Origin of the sequence: Streptomyces sp. NPDC048664, from assembly GCF_040650555.1 — a bacterium.
Classification (GTDB): Bacteria; Actinomycetota; Actinomycetes; order Streptomycetales; family Streptomycetaceae; genus Streptomyces.
On record NZ_JBEZHK010000038.1, the window covers coordinates 1 to 22,626 of the forward strand.

17 protein-coding genes, 4 tRNA genes and 1 other RNA gene are annotated in these 22,626 nt (G+C 72.0%); 13 read left to right on the forward strand and 9 right to left on the reverse strand.

The genetic code is table 11. The annotated features are described in order from the left end of the window. Positions 1–382 precede the first annotated feature (382 nt). The gene (locus AB0C59_RS30485) at positions 383–1,396 is read right to left on the reverse strand and encodes a L,D-transpeptidase (protein WP_363010313.1); all 1,014 of its coding nucleotides are present in this window, start codon (positions 1,394–1,396) and stop codon (positions 383–385) included. Between the two features lie 282 nt (positions 1,397–1,678). Between AB0C59_RS30485 and AB0C59_RS30490 the strand changes: the two genes are divergently transcribed. Next, positions 1,679–1,867: a hypothetical protein gene (locus tag AB0C59_RS30490; protein WP_363010315.1), complete on the forward strand. Its 189-nt coding sequence runs from the start codon at positions 1,679–1,681 to the stop codon at positions 1,865–1,867. A gap of 82 nt (positions 1,868–1,949) precedes the next feature. Here the strand turns inward: AB0C59_RS30490 and AB0C59_RS30495 are convergent, their stop codons facing one another. Beyond that, positions 1,950–2,234, reverse strand: coding sequence for a hypothetical protein (locus AB0C59_RS30495; RefSeq protein WP_363010317.1), 285 nt, complete (start codon positions 2,232–2,234; stop codon positions 1,950–1,952). A 224-nt stretch (positions 2,235–2,458) separates the two neighbouring features. Continuing rightward, positions 2,459–2,546 (reverse strand) — tRNA-Ser (locus AB0C59_RS30500). Between the two features lie 73 nt (positions 2,547–2,619). Here AB0C59_RS30500 and ffs point away from each other — a divergent pair. The 6 genes from ffs (at position 2,620) to AB0C59_RS30530 (ending at position 11,808) form a co-directional block, all read left to right on the forward strand. Continuing rightward, an RNA gene (gene ffs / locus AB0C59_RS30505) (signal recognition particle sRNA small type) lies at positions 2,620–2,716 on the forward strand. 92 nt (positions 2,717–2,808) lie between these two features. Continuing rightward, positions 2,809–5,136, forward strand: a complete 2,328-nt coding sequence (locus AB0C59_RS30510; RefSeq protein WP_363010318.1) for a DNA polymerase III subunit gamma and tau — start codon at positions 2,809–2,811, stop codon at positions 5,134–5,136. Positions 5,137–5,304: 168 nt separating this feature from the next. Beyond that, positions 5,305–6,573, forward strand: a complete 1,269-nt coding sequence (purD, locus tag AB0C59_RS30515; protein ID WP_363010320.1) for a phosphoribosylamine--glycine ligase — start codon at positions 5,305–5,307, stop codon at positions 6,571–6,573. Positions 6,574–6,999: 426 nt separating this feature from the next. Next, positions 7,000–8,940 carry a hypothetical protein gene (locus AB0C59_RS30520; protein WP_363010403.1) on the forward strand — a complete coding sequence of 647 codons (1,941 nt, stop codon included), beginning with the start codon at positions 7,000–7,002 and terminating at the stop codon, positions 8,938–8,940. 305 nt (positions 8,941–9,245) lie between these two features. After that, complete coding sequence (locus AB0C59_RS30525; RefSeq protein ID WP_363010405.1) at positions 9,246–10,748, forward strand: N,N-dimethylformamidase beta subunit family domain-containing protein; 1,503 nt, start codon at positions 9,246–9,248, stop codon at positions 10,746–10,748. 160 nt (positions 10,749–10,908) lie between these two features. Further along, complete coding sequence (locus AB0C59_RS30530) at positions 10,909–11,808, forward strand: phosphoribosylaminoimidazolesuccinocarboxamide synthase (RefSeq protein WP_363010322.1); 900 nt, start codon at positions 10,909–10,911, stop codon at positions 11,806–11,808. 69 nt (positions 11,809–11,877) lie between these two features. Here AB0C59_RS30530 and AB0C59_RS30535 read toward each other — a convergent pair. From AB0C59_RS30535 to AB0C59_RS30550, 4 genes are all read right to left on the reverse strand, one after another. Further along, positions 11,878–11,953, reverse strand: a tRNA-Gly gene (locus AB0C59_RS30535). 196 nt (positions 11,954–12,149) lie between these two features. Then, a tRNA-Gly gene (locus tag AB0C59_RS30540) sits at positions 12,150–12,225 on the reverse strand. Positions 12,226–12,304: 79 nt separating this feature from the next. Continuing rightward, positions 12,305–12,376, reverse strand: a tRNA-Gly gene (locus AB0C59_RS30545). A gap of 157 nt (positions 12,377–12,533) precedes the next feature. After that, a complete protein-coding gene (locus tag AB0C59_RS30550) occupies positions 12,534–12,851 on the reverse strand; it encodes an Lsr2 family protein (protein WP_363010324.1) in 318 nt (105 codons plus the stop codon). Between the two features lie 361 nt (positions 12,852–13,212). On the opposite strand from AB0C59_RS30550, the gene purS reads away from it, so the two are divergent. From purS to purM, 6 genes are all read left to right on the forward strand, one after another. Beyond that, on the forward strand, positions 13,213–13,476 hold the full coding sequence (gene purS / locus AB0C59_RS30555) for a phosphoribosylformylglycinamidine synthase subunit PurS (RefSeq protein ID WP_363010326.1): 264 nt from the start codon (positions 13,213–13,215) through the stop codon (positions 13,474–13,476). After that, a complete protein-coding gene (purQ, locus tag AB0C59_RS30560; RefSeq protein WP_363010328.1) occupies positions 13,473–14,174 on the forward strand; it encodes a phosphoribosylformylglycinamidine synthase subunit PurQ in 702 nt (233 codons plus the stop codon). Before purS ends, purQ begins: the two co-directional genes overlap by 4 nt. Beyond that, positions 14,171–16,429 carry a phosphoribosylformylglycinamidine synthase subunit PurL gene (gene purL / locus AB0C59_RS30565; RefSeq protein WP_363010330.1) on the forward strand — a complete coding sequence of 753 codons (2,259 nt, stop codon included), beginning with the start codon at positions 14,171–14,173 and terminating at the stop codon, positions 16,427–16,429. The genes purQ and purL overlap by 4 nt, the downstream gene beginning before the upstream one ends. A gap of 370 nt (positions 16,430–16,799) precedes the next feature. Next, positions 16,800–17,597: a sterol carrier family protein gene (locus AB0C59_RS30570; RefSeq protein WP_363010332.1), complete on the forward strand. Its 798-nt coding sequence runs from the start codon at positions 16,800–16,802 to the stop codon at positions 17,595–17,597. A gap of 289 nt (positions 17,598–17,886) precedes the next feature. After that, positions 17,887–19,413, forward strand: coding sequence for an amidophosphoribosyltransferase (purF, locus tag AB0C59_RS30575; protein WP_363010334.1), 1,527 nt, complete (start codon positions 17,887–17,889; stop codon positions 19,411–19,413). A gap of 31 nt (positions 19,414–19,444) precedes the next feature. Beyond that, on the forward strand, positions 19,445–20,536 hold the full coding sequence (purM, locus tag AB0C59_RS30580) for a phosphoribosylformylglycinamidine cyclo-ligase (RefSeq protein ID WP_363010336.1): 1,092 nt from the start codon (positions 19,445–19,447) through the stop codon (positions 20,534–20,536). Between the two features lie 108 nt (positions 20,537–20,644). Here the strand turns inward: purM and AB0C59_RS30585 are convergent, their stop codons facing one another. Together AB0C59_RS30585 and AB0C59_RS30590 are read right to left on the reverse strand one after the other, a co-directional pair. Then, on the reverse strand, positions 20,645–20,899 hold the full coding sequence (locus tag AB0C59_RS30585) for a DUF3073 domain-containing protein (RefSeq protein ID WP_363010338.1): 255 nt from the start codon (positions 20,897–20,899) through the stop codon (positions 20,645–20,647). Between the two features lie 404 nt (positions 20,900–21,303). Beyond that, positions 21,304–22,413: a Glu/Leu/Phe/Val dehydrogenase dimerization domain-containing protein gene (locus AB0C59_RS30590; RefSeq protein ID WP_363010340.1), complete on the reverse strand. Its 1,110-nt coding sequence runs from the start codon at positions 22,411–22,413 to the stop codon at positions 21,304–21,306. Positions 22,414–22,626: the final 213 nt, after the last annotated feature.

A 22,626-nucleotide genomic window follows, 5' to 3' on the forward strand; every position in this document is an offset into this window, starting at 1 on the left:
CTCTTGGGCCGGGCGGGCGCGGTGTTTTACCCCGCGGGCGGCCCGGCCGGGGGGGGGGGGACCCTGTCCCCCCTTCCCCGCGGGGGGGGGGGGGGGGCCCCCCGCCCCCCCCCCCGCCCCGGTGGGGGAGTCGAGGACGCCCGAGGTGACGACGACGGCGGCCACCGCCGCCGCCGCGCCCGTGGAGAACAGGGCATGTCGGGCGCGGCGGCGGCGCACCGCTCGGCACCTCACCTGAGCCCCCGTGCCGGGGGTCGGCGTCGCACTCCGCGCGGCCAGACCGTGCAGCCGGGCGGACAGTTCCGCCGCGCTCGGCGGACGCGATGGCGGCTGGTCGGACACAGGCTCTCTCCCTGGGGTGGGTTCCTCGCTCACCGGCGGGTCACGCGGTCCGGGTCTCCCCGGCGGCGCTGTGCTCGAGCCACTGCTCCCAGGAGAGGTTCCAGTCGCCGTAGCCGTTGCCGGTCTCGACGCCGGGCTTGTTCGCACCGGTGACCTTGATGACGTCGCCGATCCTTACCTGGTCGTAGAAGCCCCTGGCGGTGGTGGTGGCGAGGCCGACGCACCCGTGGGTGACGTTCTTGTGCCCGGCGGCCGTGTCCGCGTGCGGGTTCTGGTGCACATAGGTCCCGGACGACGTCAGGTGCAGGGCCCAGTAGTAGTAGTCGTGGTACGTGTCGTTCGGGCCCATACCCACGGTCCTGGAGTCCATGAACACCTTGCTCTGCTTGTCCATGACGACCATCGTCCCGTTCCAGGTGTCCAGCCCCGGCCTGCCCGCGGTGATCGGGATGCGGGTCGTCCTCCCGTCGGTGTCGACGGTCATCATGTCCGTCTTCGTGTCGACGGTGGCGACCAGCGACCGGCCGATGGTGAAGCGGCTCACGCCGTGCGAGCCGCGGCGGAGGGTGATCTCGGTGCCGGGCTGCCAGTAGGTGGTGCGGGGACGGAAGTCGAGCCGCTCCCCGCTCTTGGCCCACTTGTCCTTCACCCAGCTCCACGCGCCGGTCGTACCGGTCGAGGTCTGCACGCGCAGCCAGCTCTCCACGGCCTTGTGCTGGTCGGCGGGGATCGGCTGGGGGAAGGTGACGGATATCGGCATGCCCACCCCGACCGTCTGCCCGTCGCCTATGTTCACCTTCGCCTGCGCGAGCACGGCGGGCTCCGGCATGGACGGAGCCGACACGTCGGTCGCCTTGCCCCGGCCGCCCTCGCTCCCGCCCGTGGCCTGCGCGGGCGCCGCGGCGGACGCCGGGGCACCCGCCGCGTCGGCGGAGTCGCGGACGCCGGTGCCCGCGTCCGCCGAGCAGCCGACGGCCGAGAGCAGGGCGATGCAGGCGGCGACGGCGGCGCCGAGACGGCCGGCGGTCCGACCGGCCGAACGGTCCATGGTCATGTGGTCCCCCCAATGAGGTGCGGTGTCGCCACGTATACGCACGGGCGGGGGAGCGGGTTGCACGGCTTCGAAGACTTTTTCGGGAGCGCGGTCACCGACGGCGAGCAGGGCGGCCGACCCGGTGGTGGGCGCCGGGTCGGCGACGGGTGTTCTGACCTGCGAGAAGGTGGTCGCACCCGACAGCGGCGTCACCCGAACGGCCTAGTAGGACGTGTCGCCCACATGGATGAACACCAAGCTGAGGGGTGTCCCAACCGAGGCAATGCGTGAAAGGGGAACCACATGCGCATTCGACGAATCCTCGCCGCCGTCATCGCCACGGCAGCCTTCGCAGGACTCGGCCTTGCAGGTGCTGTCACCGCCACCGCCGCCAGCCCCACCCCGGGCGAGTGCCAGCAGGGCGGCGGAACGGTCGACTGGTCGACCAACCTCTGCAGGGGCGGTACGTACGACGGTCAGATGGTCGACTGAACCCTCTCGAAGCCTGTCGTGACCGTGCTGGTCACAGCCACTCGTCGCTTGTCTGCGACCAGCACGGTCACCTCGTGGTTCGTCATCCGGCAGCCACGACCTGGCCGGCCGTGACCTGAGGAGGGTGGGGAAGCAGCGACGCGAGGCTGTCCCGTACGAAGTCCGCCGCCCTCCTGACCGACTCGTCGGCCCCGGCCCGGTCTTCGTAGACGCTGGTGGAGACCATCACTCCCTCCCCGGCGTCGATCCAGTAGTAGGCCACGAAGCCGGGGACTTGACGGAGGAGGGGGACGAATCCCTCGTTCACCCGGCGTCCGGCCTCGACAGGATCCGTCACCCCTTCGTACCGCCGAACCACTGCGTACACGGCTGATCTCCTCGCGTATCCCAAGACCACCTTGCTCGGAACGACATACCCTTCAGCGCGCGCCTCCCGTTCGCGGCACACCCGGAAGACGCCCGGACAGGCGCATGGGTCATCCGACACGTCCCTCTCAGCCCGGCGACACTGAGACGGAGATCGAGACGGACAACGTCGAAGGGCCCCACTGCGAACAGTGGGGCCCTTCGACTTCGTGCCCGGTGAGGCACTGGCGGAGGATACGAGATTCGAACTCGTGAGGGGTTGCCCCCAACACGCTTTCCAAGCGTGCGCCCTAGGCCTCTAGGCGAATCCTCCGCTGGAGACATTACATGACGCCGGGGAGTGCTTGCGAACTCGTTCGGCCCCCTCGGGATCGGGTAGGCTGGGGGGCAGCCCCTCACGCGGCGCTATCTGACTGAACTCCCCCAGGGCCGGAAGGCAGCAAGGGTAGGTTGGCTCTGGCGGGTGCGTGGGGGGTCTTCGCGTTGGTGCGCGGCGGCAGCGGGGTCCAGCGCCGCTCAGGGGCCCGGCCAGGGAGCGGGGCGCGTTGTCAGCGGGCGCCTATAACCTCGTATGTGTGTCGTCTCTCGCTCTGTACCGCCGCTACCGCCCGGAGTCGTTCGCCGAGGTCATCGGGCAGGAACATGTAACCGACCCGCTGCAGCAGGCGCTGCGGAACAACCGGGTCAATCACGCGTACCTGTTCAGCGGGCCCCGGGGCTGCGGGAAGACGACCAGCGCGCGGATCCTGGCCCGGTGCCTGAACTGCGAGCAGGGACCCACGCCGACGCCGTGCGGCGAGTGCCAGTCGTGCCAGGACCTGGCCAGGAACGGGCCGGGATCCATCGACGTCATCGAGATCGACGCCGCGTCGCACGGTGGTGTGGACGACGCCCGTGACCTGCGCGAGAAGGCGTTCTTCGGCCCCGCGAGCAGCCGGTACAAGATCTACATCATCGACGAGGCCCACATGGTCACGTCGGCCGGCTTCAACGCGCTGCTCAAGGTCGTGGAGGAGCCGCCGGAGCACCTCAAGTTCATCTTCGCGACCACCGAGCCCGAGAAGGTCATCGGGACCATCCGGTCGCGTACGCATCACTACCCCTTCCGGCTGGTGCCGCCCGGAACCCTTCGGGACTACCTCTTCGAGGTGTGCCAGAAGGAGGAGATCCCCGTCGACGACGGCGTTCTGCCGCTCGTCGTGCGCGCGGGCGCCGGGTCGGTGCGTGACTCCATGTCCGTCATGGACCAGCTGCTCGCGGGCGCGAGTACCGACGGTGTGACGTACGCCATGGCCACCTCGCTGCTCGGTTACACGGACGGGTCGCTGCTCGACTCCGTCGTGGAGGCGTTCGCCTCCGGTGACGGGGCCGCCGCCTTCGAGGTCGTGGACCGGATCATCGAGGGGGGCAACGATCCCCGCCGCTTCGTCGCCGACCTGCTGGAGCGGCTGCGGGATCTGGTGATCCTCGCCGCCGTCCCCGACGCCCTGGACAAGGGGCTCATCGACGCCCCGGCCGATGTGCTGGAGCGGATGCAGGCGCAGGCGGGAGTGTTCGGCCCGGCCGAGCTCAGCCGGGCCGCCGACCTGGTCAACGAGGGCCTCACCGAGATGCGCGGGGCCAACTCGCCCCGGCTCCAGCTCGAGCTGATCTGCGCCCGGGTGCTGCTGCCCGCCGCGTACGGGGACCAGCGGTCGGTCATGGCGCGGCTCGACCGGTTGGAGCGAGGAGCCGCCACCGGCGGCGGAGCGCTGCCCGCGGCTGGGCCCGCCATGGGAGCGGGGCCCGCCATGGGGTACGTGCCCGGGCCCGAGGCGCACGGCGGGACCGGTGGAGCGGGAGCGGCCGACGAGGCCGCCGCGCAGGGCGCGGCCCCCGTTCCGCCCGGCGGTGGCGTGGCCGCGGCCCGCGCCGCGGCACGAGCCGCGGGCGCGCCAGCCGCCGCGTCCGGCGGTGCGCCCCGCCCGGCTGCCCCGGACACCGGGGCGACGCCCGCTCCCGCCCCGCGCGACACCGCACCCCCGGCCCCCGCCCCAGCGCCCGCCCCCGCGCCGCGCGAGACCCCGCCCGCGGAGCAGCCACCGCAGGCTCCCGCCGCCCCGCCCGCCGGCGCCTGGCCCACCGCGGCCTCCGCGGGCAGTGGTCGCAGGCCTGGCGGCTGGCCCACGGCGGCCTCCGCGGGTCAGCCGCCCGCCGCGGCGTCCGCGACCCCGCCCACCCGGCCCGCTACTCCCGCCGCCGCGACCCCCGCCGCCCCGCCGGCCTCGCCCGCCGAGTCCGCTCCGGCCGGGGCCGCCCCGACCGGTGGCCTCGACCCGCGCATGCTCTGGCCGAACATCCTGGAGGTGGTGAAGAACCGCCGCCGCTTCACCTGGATCCTGCTGAGCCAGAACGCCCAGGTGGCCGGCTTCGACGGCACCACCCTGCAGCTCGGCTTCGTGAACGCGGGGGCCCGGGACAACTTCCTGAGCAGCGGCAGTGAGGACGTGCTGCGCCAGGCGCTGGCGGAGCAGTTCAGCGTGCAGTGGAAGATCGAGGCGATCGTCGACCCGTCGGGCGGCGGCTCGGCACCACCCGCCACCCCGGGCTCCGGGTTCGGCGGCGGCCCCTCGCCCGCCGCGAGCGGTGGGTACGGCGGCGCCCCGGCCGCCTCCCGCCCCGCGGCCCAGCCGCAGGCCCCCGCGCCGCGACCGGCCGCGACGCCCGCCCCCGCCCCGGCGCCCTCGGCACCCGACCGCGGCGCCGGCTCCACGCCTCCCGCGCCGGAGCGGCACATGGTCGCCCCCGAGGACGACATGCCGGAGGACGACGACCCCGATCTCGACGAGTCGGCCCTCTCGGGCCACGAACTGATCATCAGGGAGCTGGGGGCGACGGTGGTGGACGAGATCCCCAACGAGTGACCACCCCGGGGCCGGCACGCGACCACCGAGCGGCGGACCCAGCCGACGCGGCCGACGCGGGCGGTGCCCGGTGGTGGGGTCGATGGGAGGAACGTACAAACCCTCACGCCCCGCCTCTTCGGTGGCCCCCACAAGGCCGGACTCCCCCGCCCGGTTAGGCTGACCCCCGTGAAGGTCCTCGTCATCGGAAACGGCGCCCGCGAACACGCCCTGTGCCACTCCCTCTCCCTCGACCCCGACGTCACCGAGCTGCACTGCGCCCCCGGCAACGCGGGCATCGCCGAGGTGGCCCAGCTGCACCAGGTCGCCGCCCTCGACGGAGCGGCCGTGGCCGCGCTGGCCACCGAACTGGGCGCCGGGCTGGTGATCGTGGGCCCGGAGGCGCCGCTCGTCGCGGGCGTCGCCGACGCGGTGCGCGAGGCGGGCATCCCCGTCTTCGGGCCCTCCGCCGAGGCCGCGCGCATCGAGGGCTCCAAGGCCTTCGCGAAGGACGTGATGGCCGCCGCGGGCGTCCCCACCGCGCGTTCGTACGTCTGCACGAACGCCGACGAGGTGGCGGAGGCGCTCGACGCCTTCGGCGCCCCGTACGTGGTGAAGGACGACGGCCTCGCCGCCGGGAAGGGCGTCGTGGTCACCGAGGACCTGGCGGCGGCCACGGAGCACGCGGCGCACTGCGAGCGCGTGGTCATCGAGGAGTTCCTCGACGGCCCCGAGGTCTCCCTGTTCGCCGTCACCGACGGGGAGACGGTGGTCCCGCTCCAGCCCGCCCAGGACTTCAAGCGCGCCCTGGACGGCGACGAGGGCCCCAACACCGGCGGCATGGGCGCCTACTCACCCCTTCCCTGGGCCGACCCGAAGCTGGTCGAGGAGGTGCGGCGGACCGTTCTGCAGCCGACGGTCGACGAGATGCGCCGCCGGGGCACCCCGTTCTCCGGGCTGCTGTACGCGGGCCTCGCGATCACCTCGCGCGGGGTACGGGTCATCGAGTTCAACGCCCGGTTCGGCGACCCGGAGACCCAGGTCGTCCTCGCCCGGCTCAGGACCCCGCTCGCCGGGGTGCTGCTGGCCGCGGCGACGGGCACCCTGGGCGATCTGGAGCCCCTGCGCTGGAGCGAGGACGCCGCCGTCACCGTGGTCGTGGCCTCGCACAACTACCCCGGCACCCCGCGCACCGGCGACCCCATCACCGGGCTGGACGCCGTGGCGGAGCAGGACGCCCCGCACGCCTACGTCCTGCACGCCGGCACCCGCAGCGAGGGGGAGAGCGTGGTGAGCGCGGGCGGGCGCGTGCTGTCCGTCACCGCGACCGGCGCCGACCTCGCGCAGGCGCGCCGGCGGGCGTACGCGGCGGTGGACCGCATCGGACTCGAGGGCTCCCAGCACCGTACGGACATCGCGGAGCGGGCGGCACGCGACGCGGCCGGCAGCGGCTCCTGAGCGCACGGGCCGAGCCCGAGGGCCGTACCTGAGGCCGAGCCCAGGGGCCGCACCCCACGACGGGCCACCCGGTCGAGCACAGCACCACCCCGCGGGCCCCGGATCCGTCTCAGGATCCGGGGCCCGCGCCATGGGGGAGCGCGGGACCGATGCCCGCGCCGCGTCATCCACCTTTCCCCAAAGCCATTCCATCGAGTGAGCGGTGCCCCATCCGGCTGACGTGGGCCGGAGCCCCAACTAGGGTGCGGCGCAGGCGTTCCGGCACTTGGCCCACCGGCATTGCGATGTCAGTGGCGGGTGTCACAGTGGGGGAGTGAGCAACGCACCGATATCCGGCGGTGGCGACAGAGGCGACGCAGGCCGTCGCACCCGCCGCCGCACGGGACAGAGGCGGGTCAAAGGGGGTGACGTCCGGTCGTGACCGGAATGGGTGTGGAGGTGGGCGCGCAGGCAGCGCGTTCCAGGGCCCTCGCCGTGCTGCGGATCCGCAGTAGGGCGCTGGCCGCCGCCCTGCTGCCCGCCGCCGTCGCCGTGGTGCTTCTCGTGGGCCGCTCCACCGGGCACCTCACCGGTGGTCCCTGGGGGATCGTCCGCTGGGTCGTGACCGGTGTGGCGGTGGCCGTCCTGCTCGCCGCCGCCGGTATCGCCCTGCTTGTCACCCGGGCCCGCCCGGCCCTGAGCCCGACGGTCGCGATCACCCAGGACGGGGCGCCCGACCTGTACCGCATGGTCCGGGACCTGGCCGAGCGCCTGGAGGTCCCCGCGCCCTCCGCCATAGCGCTCACCCCGGACTGCGACAGCTGGCTGGAGGACCGCACCCACCCCGCCCACGACCCGCCGCGCCGCCGCGGTGACCGGATATCCGGCGCCTGGGGCCCGCGGGCCCTGGTCGCCGCCCGCCGGCATCGCGCCACGACCGCGCCGGTGCTCGTCATCGGCTCGCCGTTCCTGTGGTGGATGCGGGTGGCCGAACTGCGCGCGGTGCTCGCCCCGGTCGTCGCCGGTACGGGCCCCTCGGCCCACCCCGACATAGCCGCGGCGCGGCGCTTCGTGCGAGGGCTGGACGCCGCCGTCGCCGTGACGTCGACGGCCGCGCGCGGGCCGTTGGCGCGGCCGGTGCTGGCCTGCGCCGGACGGCTGGCCAGACTGCTGCTGCGGAGCTGCCGGACGCACGCGGAGGAGATGGAGCGGGGGGTGGCGTCGGCCGCCGCCGAGCGGGCGCAGGCGGTGGACTACGGGCTGCGGATCGTCGCCCAGGAGCAGGTCGGTCTGGCGTACGCCGGCTGGGACCGGCTGCTGACCCGGGTCGCGCTGCCGGCCTGGCGGATGGGTCGCTGGCCGTCCCGTCTGGACGCGGGCGTGGTCGCGGCGCTCACCGAGCTGTCCCGCAGGGACCGGCTGGCCGAGGGCTTCGCCTCGCGCCTGGGCGAACGCCCGGCCTGCGATCTGCTGGAGGAGCCCGGCACGGTGGACGAGGCCGCGTCGCTGCTGGCGGCCCGCCTCTTCCACGGCGGTCCGGCGGAATCGGGCCCGGACTGGGCCCCGGTGGCCTGGCAGGAGTATCCGGAGGAGGTCGTCGACCGCACGTGGCGCACCGACGCGGCCCGCCTGCACCGCGTGCTGGACACCCTGGGGCCGCGGCACACGGTACGGCCGACCGCGCGCGACGCGGGCGGCCCGACGCTGGAGCGTGTGCTGCGCTATCTGACGGTCGGGGCGTCCTCCGGCACCGAGACCGCCACCGAGACCGCCGCAGGCACCGCCCCTGGTCAGGAACCAGAGCCCGCACTCGCACCCGACCGCCCCGACCGCCACTCCCACCCCGACCGGGCCGGCGCGGCACACGGCGGCGGCGCGACGCCCACCGAAGGCGACGAGAACGACGAGACCGATGCGGCCGACGAGAACGACATGGGCGCCCAGAACGACATGGACGACGAGGGCGACGTGCTCGCCGGTGTGCGGACCACGGCCCTCGGCGCCGGGCTCAGCGCCGAGGTGACGCGGGAGGAGGCGGCTCTCGCGCGGCCGCTGCCCGGCGCCGCCGCCGGGCAGCCGTCCGGGCCGGACCACGCGCTGTGGGACGACGCCCTGCTGCCGCTGTTCCCGCTCCAGCCGCCCCGCACCGGCCGCGAACTGCTGATCGACCATGTCATCGCTATGGTGTGCTGCTCCGCCATGGACACGGCTGGCGCGGCGCCCGGACTCGACTGGCTGGACGGGCCGTCCCTGCTGGTCAGGGGCTCGCGTGCGGTGGATCTCGCCCCCCGTGTCCGCACCCTGGTCGAGGAGGGGGACCCGGATCCGCTGCGCGCCTGGCTCCGTCAGCTGGGCGTACGGCCCGAGAAGCCGGTCCGCCTGGTGTGAGGGGCAGGCGAGGTGGCGTGAGGGATACGAGAGCGCACGGCACCGGGGCCCAGGCGTCACAGGCACCCCAGGCGCCTCCGGGGCTCCAGGCGCCCCGGTGCCCTGCCACCTGCGAGAACACCCCGCACGCCGGATCCGCAACCCCGACCCCTGGCCGGAGAATCCCATTCCGTTCACGTCAATTCGCGACGAACGGTGACGGTCCGCGTGCGTAATGTGATGTGCTGGGACCGATCGCGTAGGAATCGCAAGGCCTCGGCAAGGCCATCGGACGGCTCACGGGGGACGAGGGAGGGGACAGCATGGTGGGGTCGGAACACATCCGCCGCTGGGAGTCGGGCGCTCTCGCGCACGCCGTGACGGATCCTTTCGGTCAGGGTCCCGTCCCCTGGCTGCGCGGAAGCGAGACGTACTTCGACGACACGGGCCATGTGGTGCCCTGGTACGTGGATCCGGCGCCGATCTACGTCCCGTCCAGGAACCACCGGGGCGCCCGCATCCCGGCCCCGCGCACGGGCGGCGGCCCCCGCTCGGCCGACGACGTGCACCGCCAGATCAAGGGGTTCGCCTCCTCGGGCGCGGTCGCCCCCGGCGAGGCCATCGACTTCCACATCACGGTGGACCCGCCCCAGGAGTTCGCCGTCGACGTGTACCGGATCGGGCACTACGGCGGCGACGGCGCCAGCAAGATCACCACGAGCCCCCGGCTCTCCGGCATCGTCCAGCCGCCCCCGCTCAGGGTCGACCGCACGGTCTCCTGCCACCACTGGTGGCTGTCGTGGCGGCTCCAGGTCCCGTCGTACTGGAGCATCGGAGCGTACGTCGCCGTCCTCACCACGGTCGACGGCTACCGCTCGCACGTCCCCTTCACCGTGCGCGACAGCCGCCCGGCGGACCTCCTGCTGCTGCTCCCCGACGTCACCTGGCAGGCGTACAACCTCTATCCGGAGGACGGCCACACCGGCGCCAGCCTCTATCACGCGTGGGACGAGCAGGGCCGGCTGCTCGGCGAGGCGGACGCCGCGACCACGGTCTCCTTCGACCGGCCGTACGCGGGCGCGGGCCTGCCGCTGCACGTCGGCCACGCCTACGACTTCATCCGCTGGGCCGAGCGCTACCACTACGACCTCTCCTACGCCGACGCCCGCGATCTGCACGCCGGCCGGATCGACCCCACCCGCTACCGCGGCCTCGTCTTCCCGGGGCACGACGAGTACTGGTCGGCCCCGATGCGCCGCACCGTGGACCTGGCCCGGGAGAACGGCACCTCGCTCGTCTTCCTCTCCGCCAACACCATGTACTGGCAGGTGGAGTTGAGCCCGTCCCCGTCCGGTGTCCCGGACCGCCTGCTCACCTGCCGCAAGCGCCGCGGCCCGGGGAAGGCCACGCTGTGGCGGGAGATCGACCGTCCCGAGCAGGAGACGATCGGCATCCAGTACGCGGGCCGGGTGCCCGAACCCCACCCCCTCGTCGTGCGCAACGCGGAGCACTGGCTGTGGGAGGCGACCGACGCCGGGGAGGGCGACGAACTGGCGGGGATGGTGGCCGGCGAGGCGGACCGCTACTTCCCGCGGGCCCCGCTGCCCGAGCACCAGGGCCGCATTCTGCTGGCCCATTCCCCGTACCGGGACGGCGACGGCGTGCTGCGCCACCAGGAGACCTCGCTCTACCGCGCCCCGTCCGGGGCTCTGGTCTTCGCGTCGGGGACGTTCGCCTGGTCTCCCGCGCTGGACCGGCCGGGCCATGTCGACACCCGGGTGCAGCAGGCGACCGCCAACCTCCTCGACCGCATCTGCAAACGGGACTGACCGCCTGCGCCGCGGGCGGGGCGCCGGAGGGCACCGCGCGTCCGCTCCGCCCGCACCCCCGCGGACACCGCGGACCGGCTCGACCCGCACCCCCGACCACCGCCTCCGCGTCGGCGTACGGGACAATCGAGCCAGTTGGAGATAACCACGGGGAGGAACCGTGTCCGGATTCGTGGAAAAGCCCGAGCCCGTCCAGGTGCCGGGCCTGGTGCATCTGCACACCGGAAAGGTGCGCGAGCTGTACCGGAACGAGGCGGGCGACCTCGTGATGGTCGCCAGCGACCGTACGTCCGCGTTCGACTGGGTGCTGCCGACCGAGATCCCGGACAAGGGCCGGATCCTCACCCAGCTGTCGCTGTGGTGGTTCGAGCAGCTCGCCGACCTGGTGCCGAACCATGTCCTGAGCACGGAACTGCCGCCCGGCGCCCCCGCCGACTGGGCGGGCCGCACCCTGGTGTGCAAGTCCCTGCGGATGGTGCCCGTGGAGTGCGTGGCGCGCGGCTACCTCACCGGCTCGGGGCTCGTGGAGTACGGCGAGTCCCGCACGGTCTGCGGCCTGGCCCTGCCCGAGGGGCTGGTGGACGGTTCGGAGCTGCCCGCGCCGATCTTCACCCCTGCCACCAAGGCGGCGGTCGGCGAGCACGACGAGAACGTCTCCTACGAGGAGGTCGCGCGCCAGGTCGGCGCCGAGACCGCCGCGGAGCTGCGCCAGACGACCCTGGCCGTCTACGGCCGCGCCCGTGACATCGCGCGGGATCGCGGGATCATCCTCGCGGACACCAAGTTCGAGTTCGGTTACGACGGTGAGGACCTGGTCCTCGCCGACGAGGTGCTCACGCCGGACTCCTCGCGCTTCTGGCCGGCCGACCTGTGGGAGCCGGGACGGGCGCAGCCGTCGTTCGACAAGCAGTTCGTACGGAACTGGCTCACCTCTGCCGCGTCGGGCTGGGACCGCGCGAGCGAGCAGCCTCCGCCGCCGCTGTCGCAGGAGATCGTGGCGGCGACCCGGGCGAAGTACGTGGAGGCGTACGAGCGTCTGACAGGGCTCAGTTGGTCCTAGAGCCTGTCTGACGGCGCCGTGGCGTCGCATACGAGAAGAGCCCCGGTCGGTGACCGGGGCTCTTCTTCGTGGAGCGGACGACGAGGCTCGAACTCGCGACCTCAACCTTGGCAAGGTTGCGCTCTACCAACTGAGCTACGTCCGCACTGCGCTGCTGCGCGAGAGCAACTATACCCAACCTCGCGGCGCGTCCGAGCCGCACCGCCGCGTGCCACACGGCTTCGTCCGCGAGGATGTGGTGACCCTCACACCGCACATCGCCGGGAGAGGGTCGGTCCCGTGGCGCCGCATGCGAGCCGCATACGAGAAGAGCCCCGGTCGGTGACCGGGGCTCTTCTTCGTGGAGCGGACGACGAGGCTCGAACTCGCGACCTCAACCTTGGCAAGGTTGCGCTCTACCAACTGAGCTACGTCCGCATGGCTCCCGACCGGCTTTCACCGATCGGTGCGAGCACCAGCCTACCTGATCCACAAGGATGGTCTGACCGATGCGTAGAGCGGGTGACAGGGATCGCACACTGCGCCTCCCCCTTGGAAAGGGGGTGTTCTACTACTGAACTACACCCGCATGACTCCTTGGGACTTCGGCTTTTCGGCCTCGCCCCTCGGCGTGTTCCAGACTCTAGCTGATCACCAGGGGTGCAGCGCAAGTCGGTTGCGGGCGGGGTTCGGTGCCGGCCCCCGAGGGGAGGTCCCGGCCGGCCCCCGCCCGACCCGCGTCGGCGTCAGTTGGCCTCGGCGAACGCCTCGTACACCTTCTTGGGGATGCGACCGCGCGGCGGAACGTCGAGCTTGTTCGAACGCGCCCAGGCGCGGACGGCGGCCGGATCGGGTGTCACGGCCGTGTGGGTGTACGCCTTGCCCGACTTCGCCTTCTTGCGGCCTGCCTCGACGTAGGGCGCCAGGACCTTGCGCAGTTTCTTGGCATTGGCTTGATTGAGGTCGATCTCGTACGACCTGCCGTCCAGTCCGAAGGCGATCGTCTCCGCCGCTTCTGAGCCGTCGATGTCGTCAAAGAGAGTGACCACGACACGCTGCGCCACGAATATCGGTCCCTTCGTGCGGCACCTCCGCGAGAGGCCACCATGACGTGCGCGGACGTCCGGCGGATGTCGGGGAGATGTCGACTGTCCGGCAGTAATTGAGCGAAGTATCGGCTATTGCCAATTCCTTTGTACAGTGCGCGGCATTGCATTGTGAAGACCGACTGAATACGTCCGCGTGTCCGCGTGCAATGTCCCCCCGGCGTCCTTCTGCGGTTTTTCCCAGGATTTTCCGCGCGATCACCGTCATCACCGCCGGATCGTGACGGCCGTCACGTAGGATACTACGAATCTACGCGAGTAGAAATTTTGTGCGGGTAGTCTGAAGGAACCTGCTCAGCACCACACACCGGGAGTGCCAGTGGCACGCGTCGTAGTCGACGTCATGCTCAAGCCGGAGATTCTCGACCCCCAGGGCCAGGCGGTGCACCGCGCCCTGCCGCGGCTCGGTTTCGAGGGCATCTCCGACGTACGTCAGGGAAAGCGATTCGAACTCGAGGTGGACGGGCCGGTCGATGACGCCGCTCTCGCCCGCATCCACGAGCTCGCGGAATCCTTCCTCGCCAACACCGTGATCGAGGACTTCACCGTCAAGGTGGAGGACGTGGCGGAGGCCGCCAAGTGACCGCTCGTATCGGCGTCGTCACCTTCCCCGGCAGCCTGGACGACCGGGACACGCAGCGCGCGATCCGCCTCGCCGGAGCCGAGCCGGTCGCCCTGTGGCACAAGGACAGGAATCTGGGCCAGGTGGACGCCGTGGTGCTTCCCGGCGGATTCTCCTACGGCGACTATCTGCGGGCCGGCGCCATCTCCCGTTTCTCCCCGGTGATGGAGGCCGTCATCGAGCAGGCGAAGGCCGGCCTTCCGGTCCTCGGCATCTGCAACGGCTTCCAGATCCTGACCGAGGCCCATCTCCTCCCGGGCGCCATGCTCGGCAACGACCACCTCCACTTCATCTGCCGTGACCAGAAGCTGCGGGTGGAGAACACGGAGACCGCCTGGACCGCCGACTACACCGCGGGCCAGGAGATCCACATTCCCCTGAAGAACATGGACGGCCGGTACGTCGCCGACGCGTACACGCTCGACCGGCTGGAGGCCGAGGGGCGGGTCGTCTTCCGCTACGTCACCGGCGGCGACGCCCCGGGACACGGCAACCCCAACGGATCCCTCAGGGACATCGCCGGTGTCACCAACGAGGCCGGGAACGTCGTGGGCCTCATGCCGCACCCCGAGCACGCCGTCGAACCGCTGATCGGTTCGGGCCGTACCGACGGGCTGCCGTTCTTCACCTCGATCATCAAGAAGCTGGTGGGCGCATGAGCAGGACGCCTCTGGACACGGTCGAGCACGCGGCCGCGACCCCCGACGTCGAGCTGCCCTGGGCCGAACTCGGCCTGAAGAAGGACGAGTACGAGCGGGTCGTGGAGATCCTGGGCCGCCGCCCCACGGGTGCCGAGCTCGCCATGTACTCGGTGATGTGGTCCGAGCACTGCTCCTACAAGAGCAGCAAGGTCCATCTGCGGCAGTTCGGCGAGAAGGCCCCGCAGTCCGACGCCCTGCTCGTGGGCATCGGCGAGAACGCGGGCGTCGTGGACGTCGGCCAGGGCTACGCGGTCACGTTCAAGGTCGAGTCGCACAACCACCCGTCGTACGTCGAGCCCTACCAGGGTGCCGCCACCGGTGTCGGCGGCATCGTGCGCGACATCATCGCGATGGGCGCGCGGCCGGTGGCCGTCGTGGACCCGCTGCGCTTCGGCGCGGCCGACCACCCCGACACCAAGCGCGTCCTGCCGGGCGTCGTGGCCGGCATCGGCGGCTACGGCAACTGCCTGGGCCTGCCCAACATCGGCGGCGAGGTCGTCTTCGACGCCTGCTACCAGGGCAACCCGCTGGTCAACGCGGGTGCCATCGGTGTGATGCGGCACGAGGACATCCACCTCGCGAAGGCGTCCGGCGCGGGCAACAAGGTCGTGCTCTACGGGGCCCGCACCGGCGGTGACGGCATCGGCGGCGCCTCGATCCTCGCCTCCGAGACCTTCGACGACGCCAAGCCCTCCAAGCGCCCGGCCGTCCAGGTCGGCGACCCCTTCCAGGAGAAGCTGCTCATCGAGTGCACCCTGGAGGCGTTCCGGGAGAAGCTGGTCGTCGGCATCCAGGACCTGGGCGCGGCCGGCCTGTCCTGCGCCACCTCCGAGCTCGCCTCCAACGGCTCCGGCGGGATGCGCGTCACCCTGGACGACGTGCCGCTGCGCGACTCCACGCTCTCGCCCGAGGAGATCCTCATGAGCGAGTCGCAGGAGCGCATGTGCGCGGTGGTCGAGCCGGACAAGGTCGAGCGGTTCCTGGAGATCTGCGAGAAGTGGGACGTCATCGCCACCGTCATCGGTGAGGTGACCGACGGCGACCGGCTGGAGATCTACTGGCACGGCGGGAAGATCGTGGACGTCGACCCGCGGACGGTCGCGCACGAGGGCCCCGTCTACGAGCGTCCCTACACGCGCCCCGACTGGCAGGACGCCCTCCAGGCCGACGACGCGAACAAGCTGCCCCGGCCCACGAGCTCCGAGGAGCTGAGGGACCAGGTCCTGAGGCTGGTGTCGTCCCCGAACCAGGCCTCCAAGCAGTGGGTCACCTCCCAGTACGACCACTTCGTGCAGGGCAACACGGTGCTCGCGCAGCCCGAGGACTCGGGCATGATCCGCATCGACGAGGAGTCCGGGCTCGGCGTCGCCATCGCGACCGACGGAAACGGCCGCTACGCGAAGCTGGACCCGTACGCGGGCGCCCAGCTCGCCCTCGCCGAGGCGTACCGCAACGTGGCGACCACCGGTGCCAAGCCGCTGGCCGTCTCCGACTGCCTGAACTTCGGCTCGCCCGAGGACCCGGCCGTCATGTGGCAGTTCGCGGAGGCCGTACGCGGACTCGCGGACGCCTGCCTGCAGCTCGGCACCCCGGTGACCGGCGGCAACGTCTCGCTCTACAACCAGACGGGCGAGGCGGCCATCCACCCCACCCCGGTGGTGGCGGTGCTGGGCGTCATCGACGATGTGACGCGCCGTACGCCGGTCGCCTTCCAGGAGGAGGGCCAGCTGCTCTACCTCCTCGGCGACACCCACGAGGAGTTCGGCGGCTCGGCCTGGTCGCAGGTCGTCCACGACCACCTGGGCGGGCTGCCCCCGCAGGTCGACCTGGAGCGGGAGCGGCTGCTCGGCGAGATCCTCATCTCCGCCTCCCGGGACGGCATGGTCGACGCGGCGCACGACCTGTCCGACGGCGGTCTGATCCAGGCCGTGGTGGAGTCGGCGCTGCTCGGCGGCAAGGGTGCCCGGCTGATCGTCCCCGACGGTCTGGACGCGTTCACCTTCCTCTTCTCCGAGTCGGCGGGCCGTGCGGTCGTCGCGGTGCCGCGCTCCGAGGAGCTGCGTTTCACCGACATGTGCGGGGCACGCGGTCTGCCGGCCACCCGTATCGGTGTGGTCGACGGGGACGCGGTCGACGTGCAGGGCGAGTTCGCCCTGCCGCTGACCGAGCTGCGTGAGGCGCACGAGCGCACCATCCCGGCACTGCTGGCGTAGGGCCGCGGCGCACGCCACCGAAGGCCCTGACCGGCCCCGCAACCGGTCAGGGCCTTCGTCGTGTGCCGCGCGCCCGGCGCACACCCGGGCGGCCCCGCCCGGGTGTGCGTGCCCCTCACTTCCGGCCGGGCCGCCGACGGTCAGGACGGTGAGTCGTGCCCGGCGCGGCGTTCGACCGCCACCGGCCTCCGTGGCGTAGCGGTCGCCGGTGCCGACGGTGAGGCGTCGGGGCCGGGGCACGGCGGTGATGGCGGTGGCGGCCGCCCCGCGTGCCGTGCGCCCCGGCGGCATCCGGTGGTGCGTCCGCAGCGGCTCGTGGGATCGGCCGGCGGCGCCTCAGGGCCCGTACCGGCGGCATAGGCTCGCCCTCATGCCCCCCGCCAGGAAGCGCACCCGGACCTACGACCCCGTGAGGACCCGCACAGCGGTGCTCGCCCAGATCGGGAACGTGCGCGCGGCCGTGGGCGCGCTCACGGTGGACGACCTCGCGCGGCCCACCCGGCTCGGGGACTGGACCGTCGCCGAACTGGTCGCGCACCTCGGCGAGGCCCTCGCCGCCGTCGACCGGTTCGTCGCGGCGCCGGAGCCCGCCCGGCAGGACCTCCCGCTCCCGGAGTGGCCGTCCGCCGCCTCCGGGCACCGCGCGGCCGGCGCGGACGCCGCCCGGGAGGCGTCCCGGCGGCATCCCGACCCCGTCGCCCACCTCGCCGACGTCGAGGAGCGCCTGACGCGGGTCCTCGCCGAACAGCCCCCGGCCCGGCTGCTCGCCACGGACGCGGGCGCCCTTCCGCTGGCCGACCACCTCGTCACCAGCGCCGTCGAACTGGTCGTCCACACCGACGACCTGAACGCCGCGGTCCCGGGCCTCGACATCCTGTACGACCGCCAGGCGCTCGCCGCCGCCACCCGCCTCCTGGCCGACGCGCTCGCCGCGAAGGCGCCCGGCGCCTCGACCGAGGTGCGCGTCCCGCCGTTCGCCGTCGTGCAGTGCGTCGAGGGCCCCCGCCACACCCGCGGCACCCCGCCCAACGTGGTCGAGGCCGACCCGCTGACCTGGATCAGGCTGGCGACAGGACGCCTCGACTGGTCCACCGCGCTGACCGGTGCCATGGTCCTGGCGAGCGGCGAACGAGCCGACCTGGGCGACCTGCTGCCGCTCATGACCTGAGCCTTGTCACCGAGGGGCACCGGGCGTCACGGACGGCACCCGGAGAGCCGCGAACCCGCATGATGTGCGACGCCTCACTCATCAGGGCGGAGAACCCGCCGGGGCGCGCCGCCCAGCCGGTCGCCCCGGCCTCGGACCGCCCTCGTGAAGACTCCGCTGACCAGCGAGAACAGGGGTCGTGGCGAGGTGATCGCAGGGGTCTGGGGGCAGTCGTCGGGCGGGTCGGGAGCGTCCATGATCCCGTCGGCCGGATTCGGACCAGTGCGCGATCTCGCTTACACTCGGTGCCGTGCCACGTGGTGACGGTCGACTCAATCACGATCTGCTCCCCGGTGAGAAAGGCCCCCAGGACGCGTGCGGCGTCTTCGGTGTCTGGGCCCCGGGTGAAGAGGTCGCAAAACTGACGTACTTCGGGCTCTACGCCCTCCAGCACCGGGGTCAGGAATCCGCGGGTATCGCGGTCAGCAACGGCTCCCAGATCCTCGTCTTCAAGGACATGGGCCTTGTCTCCCAGGTCTTCGACGAGACTTCGCTCGGTTCGCTCCAAGGTCATATCGCGGTCGGACACGCCCGCTACTCGACCACCGGCGCCTCCGTCTGGGAGAACGCCCAGCCGACGTTCCGCGCCACCGCCAACGGTTCCATCGCGCTCGGTCACAACGGCAACCTGGTCAACACGGCGCAGCTCGCCGAGATGGTCGCCGCCCTCCCCAAGGAGAACGGCCGCGCCACCCAGGTCGCCGCGACGAACGACACCGACCTCGTCACCGCCCTCCTCGCGGGCCAGGTGGACGACGACGGCAAGCCGCTGACCGTGGAGGAGTCGGCCGCCAAGGTCCTTCCCCAGGTCATGGGCGCCTTCTCGCTGGTCTTCATGGACGAGGGCACTCTCTACGCGGCGCGTGACCCGCAGGGCATCCGCCCGCTGGTCCTCGGCCGTCTGGAGCGCGGCTGGGTCGTGGCCTCCGAGACGGCCGCGCTCGACATCACGAGCGCCAGCTTCGTCCGCGAGATCGAGCCGGGTGAGTTCATCGCGATCGACGAGAACGGTCTGCGCACCTCCCGATTCGCCGAAGCGAAGCCTCGCGGCTGTGTCTTCGAGTACGTGTACCTGGCCCGTCCGGACACCGACATCGCGGGACGCAACGTCTACCTCTCCCGGGTCGAGATGGGCCGCCGCCTCGCCAAGGAGGCGCCCGCCGAGGCCGACCTGGTCATAGCGACGCCCGAGTCCGGCACGCCCGCCGCGATCGGGTACGCGGAGGCGTCCGGCATCCCGTTCGGCGCCGGCCTGGTGAAGAACGCCTACGTCGGCCGGACGTTCATCCAGCCCTCGCAGACGATCCGCCAGCTCGGCATCCGGCTGAAGCTGAACCCCCTCAAGGAAGTCATCAAGGGCAAGCGCCTGGTCGTCGTGGACGACTCCATCGTGCGCGGCAACACGCAGCGGGCGCTGGTGCGCATGCTGCGTGAGGCGGGCGCGGCCGAGGTCCACATCCGGATCTCCTCGCCGCCCGTGAAGTGGCCCTGCTTCTTCGGCATCGACTTCGCCACCCGCGCCGAGCTGATCGCCAACGGCATGTCCGTGGACGAGATCGGCCGGTCGCTGGGCGCCGACTCGCTGTCGTACATCTCCATCGACGGCATGATCGAGGCGACGACCATCGCCAAGCCGAACCTGTGCCGCGCCTGCTTCGACGGCGAGTACCCGATGGAGCTTCCCGACCCGGAGCTGCTGGGCAAGCAGCTGCTGGAGACCGAGCTGGCGGCCGGTCCCGCCGCCACGGCCGCGGCCGACGCCATCCGTCGCCCCTGAGCCCGTTCCACCAACCGAAAGATCCCAGGCAATGTCTGTGTTCGACCAGTCGACCCCGTCGACGGGAACCTCCGGTGCCTCCTACGCGGCTGCGGGCGTCGACATCGAGGCGGGCGATCGCGCCGTGGAGCTCATGAAGGAGTGGGTGAAGAAGACGCGGCGGCCCGAGGTCCTCGGCGGCCTCGGCGGCTTCGCCGGCCTCTTCGACGCCTCCGCCCTCAAGCGCTACGAGCGTCCGCTGCTCGCCTCGGCCACCGACGGTGTCGGCACGAAGGTCGACGTCGCGCGCCGGATGGGCGTCTACGACACCATCGGCCACGACCTGGTCGCCATGGTCATGGACGACATCGTGGTGTGCGGTGCCGAGCCGCTGTTCATGACCGACTACATCTGCGTCGGCAAGGTCCACCCGGAGCGCGTCGCCGCGATCGTGAAGGGCATCGCCGAGGGCTGTGTCCTCGCGGGCTGCGCGCTCGTCGGCGGCGAGACGGCCGAGCACCCCGGCCTGCTCGGCCCCGACGACTTCGACGTGGCGGGCGCCGGCACCGGCGTGGTCGAGGCCGACCAGCTGCTGGGCCCCGAGCGGATTCGCGAAGGCGACGCCGTGATCGCCATGGCCGCCTCCGGACTTCACTCCAACGGGTACTCGCTCGTCCGGCATGTGCTGCTCGACCGGGCGAAGCTCGGCCTCGACCAGCACATCGACGATCTCGGGCGCACCCTCGGCGAGGAGCTGCTCGAACCCACGAAGATCTACTCGCTGGACTGCCTGGCGCTCACCCGCACCGCCGAGGTGCACGCGTTCAGTCACATCACCGGCGGCGGCCTCGCGGCCAACCTGGCCCGGGTGATCCCGGACGGTCTGCACGCCGTGGTCGACCGCTCCACCTGGACGCCCGCGCCGGTGTTCGAGCTGGTCGGCAGGACCGGTGACGTCGAGCGCCTGGAGCTGGAGAAGACCCTGAACATGGGCGTGGGCATGATGGCGATCGTTCCCGAGCAGTCGGTGGACGTCGCGCTCGCCACCTTCGCCGACCGCGGGGTCGAGGCATGGGTCGCCGGCGAGATCATGAGCCGGGGCGACGAGGAGACCGGTGCCCGGATGGTCGGCGACTACGCCTGAGCGAGGCGCCTGGCCCGGCAGGCAGCACGAAACCCGGTCCGGCACTGAGGCCCCGGACCGGGTGAGGTGCAGCAGCTATGGGAACCGCGCAGCGCGCTCCGCGCTACGTCAAGCGCCGCGACGCTGCGACGCGGGACCGGACTGGTCGTCCTCGTCCTCATCGTCGTCGTTGTACAGATCCGCGTACTGTGCGTACGGGTCCTCGTCGTCCTCGTCGTCCTCGAACGGCTCGCTGTTCGGCGGCTGGCTCGAAGTCGATGCGCCCAGTTCATTGGCAAGCCGTGACAGATCAGTCCCGCCGCTGTTGTACTTCAGCTGGCGGGCGACCTTCGTCTGCTTGGCCTTGGCCCGGCCGCGCCCCATGGCTCGACCCCCTCGGTGACGGGGCTCGACGGCCCCAGAGTCTTGACACGCGTTCATGATCCGGAACGGGCTCTCCGCAGAGAGACCGGTCCGTAGGGCTTCCACGGTACCTGAGCCCACGCCCATACGGTACGTCGCCCGCAGGGCGGGCGTGTGCCCATGACCCACGAGACGCCCCTTCCTCGCTGGTCACGGCCGATTTTAACCACTTATTGGCGGGCGACCCGCCGATAAGAGTGAGAGTTCTCTCCAACCTGCCGCCGACGGGTACCGCCAGGGCCCTCCGCGAGCGCCGCCGGAGCACCGGTGGGCACCGTTCGACCACCGCCGTACATCTCACGTGTCCGCGGTGGCCGCCCGGCGGAGGGGCCGCGGACACCGGGTCGGGCGTCCGCGGCCGGGGCTCAGGCCCGCGCCGCCTCTCCGGGGAGGACGACGGCGCGCGCCTCGGCCATGCGCTGCTCGGCGATCCGGTCGGCCGCCGCGGCCGGCGGAATACCGTCCGCCTTCGCACGTGCGAATATGGCCAGCGTGGTGTCGAAGATCTTCGACGCCTTCGCCTTGCAGCGGTCGAAGTCGAAGCCGTGCAGCTCGTCGGCGACCTGGATGACGCCACCGGCGTTGACCACGTAGTCCGGCGCGTACAGGATCCCGCGGTCCGCGAGGTCCTTCTCCACGCCCGGGTGCGCCAGCTGGTTGTTGGCCGCGCCGCACACCACCGTCGCCGTCAGCACCGGCACGGAGTCGTCGTCCAGCGCGCCGCCGAGGGCGCACGGGGCGTAGATGTCGAGCCCCTCGACACGGATCAGGGCCTCGGTGTCGGCGGCCACGGCGACCTCGGGGTGCGCGTCGGTGATCCGGCGCACCGCGTCCGGCCGCACATCGGTGATCACGACCTCGGCACCGTCGTCGAGGAGGTGCTCGACCAGGTGGTGCCCGACCTTGCCGACGCCCGCGACACCCACCTTGCGCCCGCGCAGGGTGGGGTCTCCCCACAGGTGCTGGGCCGAGGCCCGCATGCCCTGGAAGACGCCGTACGCGGTGAGCACCGAGGAGTCGCCCGCGCCGCCGTTGTGCGGTGAACGCCCGGTGGTCCAGGGGCACTCCCGGGCCACCACGTCCATGTCGGCCACATAGGTGCCCACGTCGCAGGCGGTGACGTACCGGCCGCCGAGCGAGGCCACGGCGCGGCCGTACGCCAGCAGCAGGTCCTCCGTCTTGATCCGCTCGGGGTCGCCGATGATCACGGCCTTGCCGCCGCCGTGGTCGAGACCGGCCATGGCGTTCTTGTACGACATCCCGCGTGCGAGGTTCAGCGCGTCGGCGACGGCCTCCTCCTCGCTCGCGTACGGGTAGAAGCGGGTCCCACCGAGGGCGGGGCCCAGAGCGGTGGAGTGGATCGCGATGACGGCCTTGAGTCCGGTGGCCCGGTCCTGGCAGAGCACGACCTGCTCATGACCTCCCTGATCCGAACGGAACAGGGTGTGCAGGACGCCGTCGGTTACGTCGGTCACGGTGGTGACTCCCGAGGGTGTAGCGGCGGTTGGGGTCGGGTCCCGTACGGGTGGCGGGCCCCGTTGGGGATGAGGGTAGAGCGTGAAACCGGCCACAGGGCGCCCAGTGTCGCGGATCACCTTTCCCCGGGGTACGCCAGGACGGGTTCGTGGGACGATTTGCTGTGGTTTTCCACCTGGATTTTCCACCCGGACTCCGGCCCGGCCAGGACA

Coding starts and splice junctions, on each gene's coding strand:
- AB0C59_RS30585 (WP_363010338.1), bottom strand. CDS start 20,899: ATGGGGCGCGGCCGGGCCAAGGCCAAGCAGACGAAGGTCGCCCGCCAG.
- AB0C59_RS30485 (WP_363010313.1), bottom strand. CDS start 1,396: ATGACCATGGACCGTTCGGCCGGTCGGACCGCCGGCCGTCTCGGCGCC.
- purM (WP_363010336.1), top strand. CDS start 19,445: ATGTCTGTGTTCGACCAGTCGACCCCGTCGACGGGAACCTCCGGTGCC.
- AB0C59_RS30520 (WP_363010403.1), top strand. CDS start 7,000: ATGGGTGTGGAGGTGGGCGCGCAGGCAGCGCGTTCCAGGGCCCTCGCC.
- AB0C59_RS30570 (WP_363010332.1), top strand. CDS start 16,800: ATGCCCCCCGCCAGGAAGCGCACCCGGACCTACGACCCCGTGAGGACC.
- purL (WP_363010330.1), top strand. CDS start 14,171: ATGAGCAGGACGCCTCTGGACACGGTCGAGCACGCGGCCGCGACCCCC.
- AB0C59_RS30490 (WP_363010315.1), top strand. CDS start 1,679: ATGCGCATTCGACGAATCCTCGCCGCCGTCATCGCCACGGCAGCCTTC.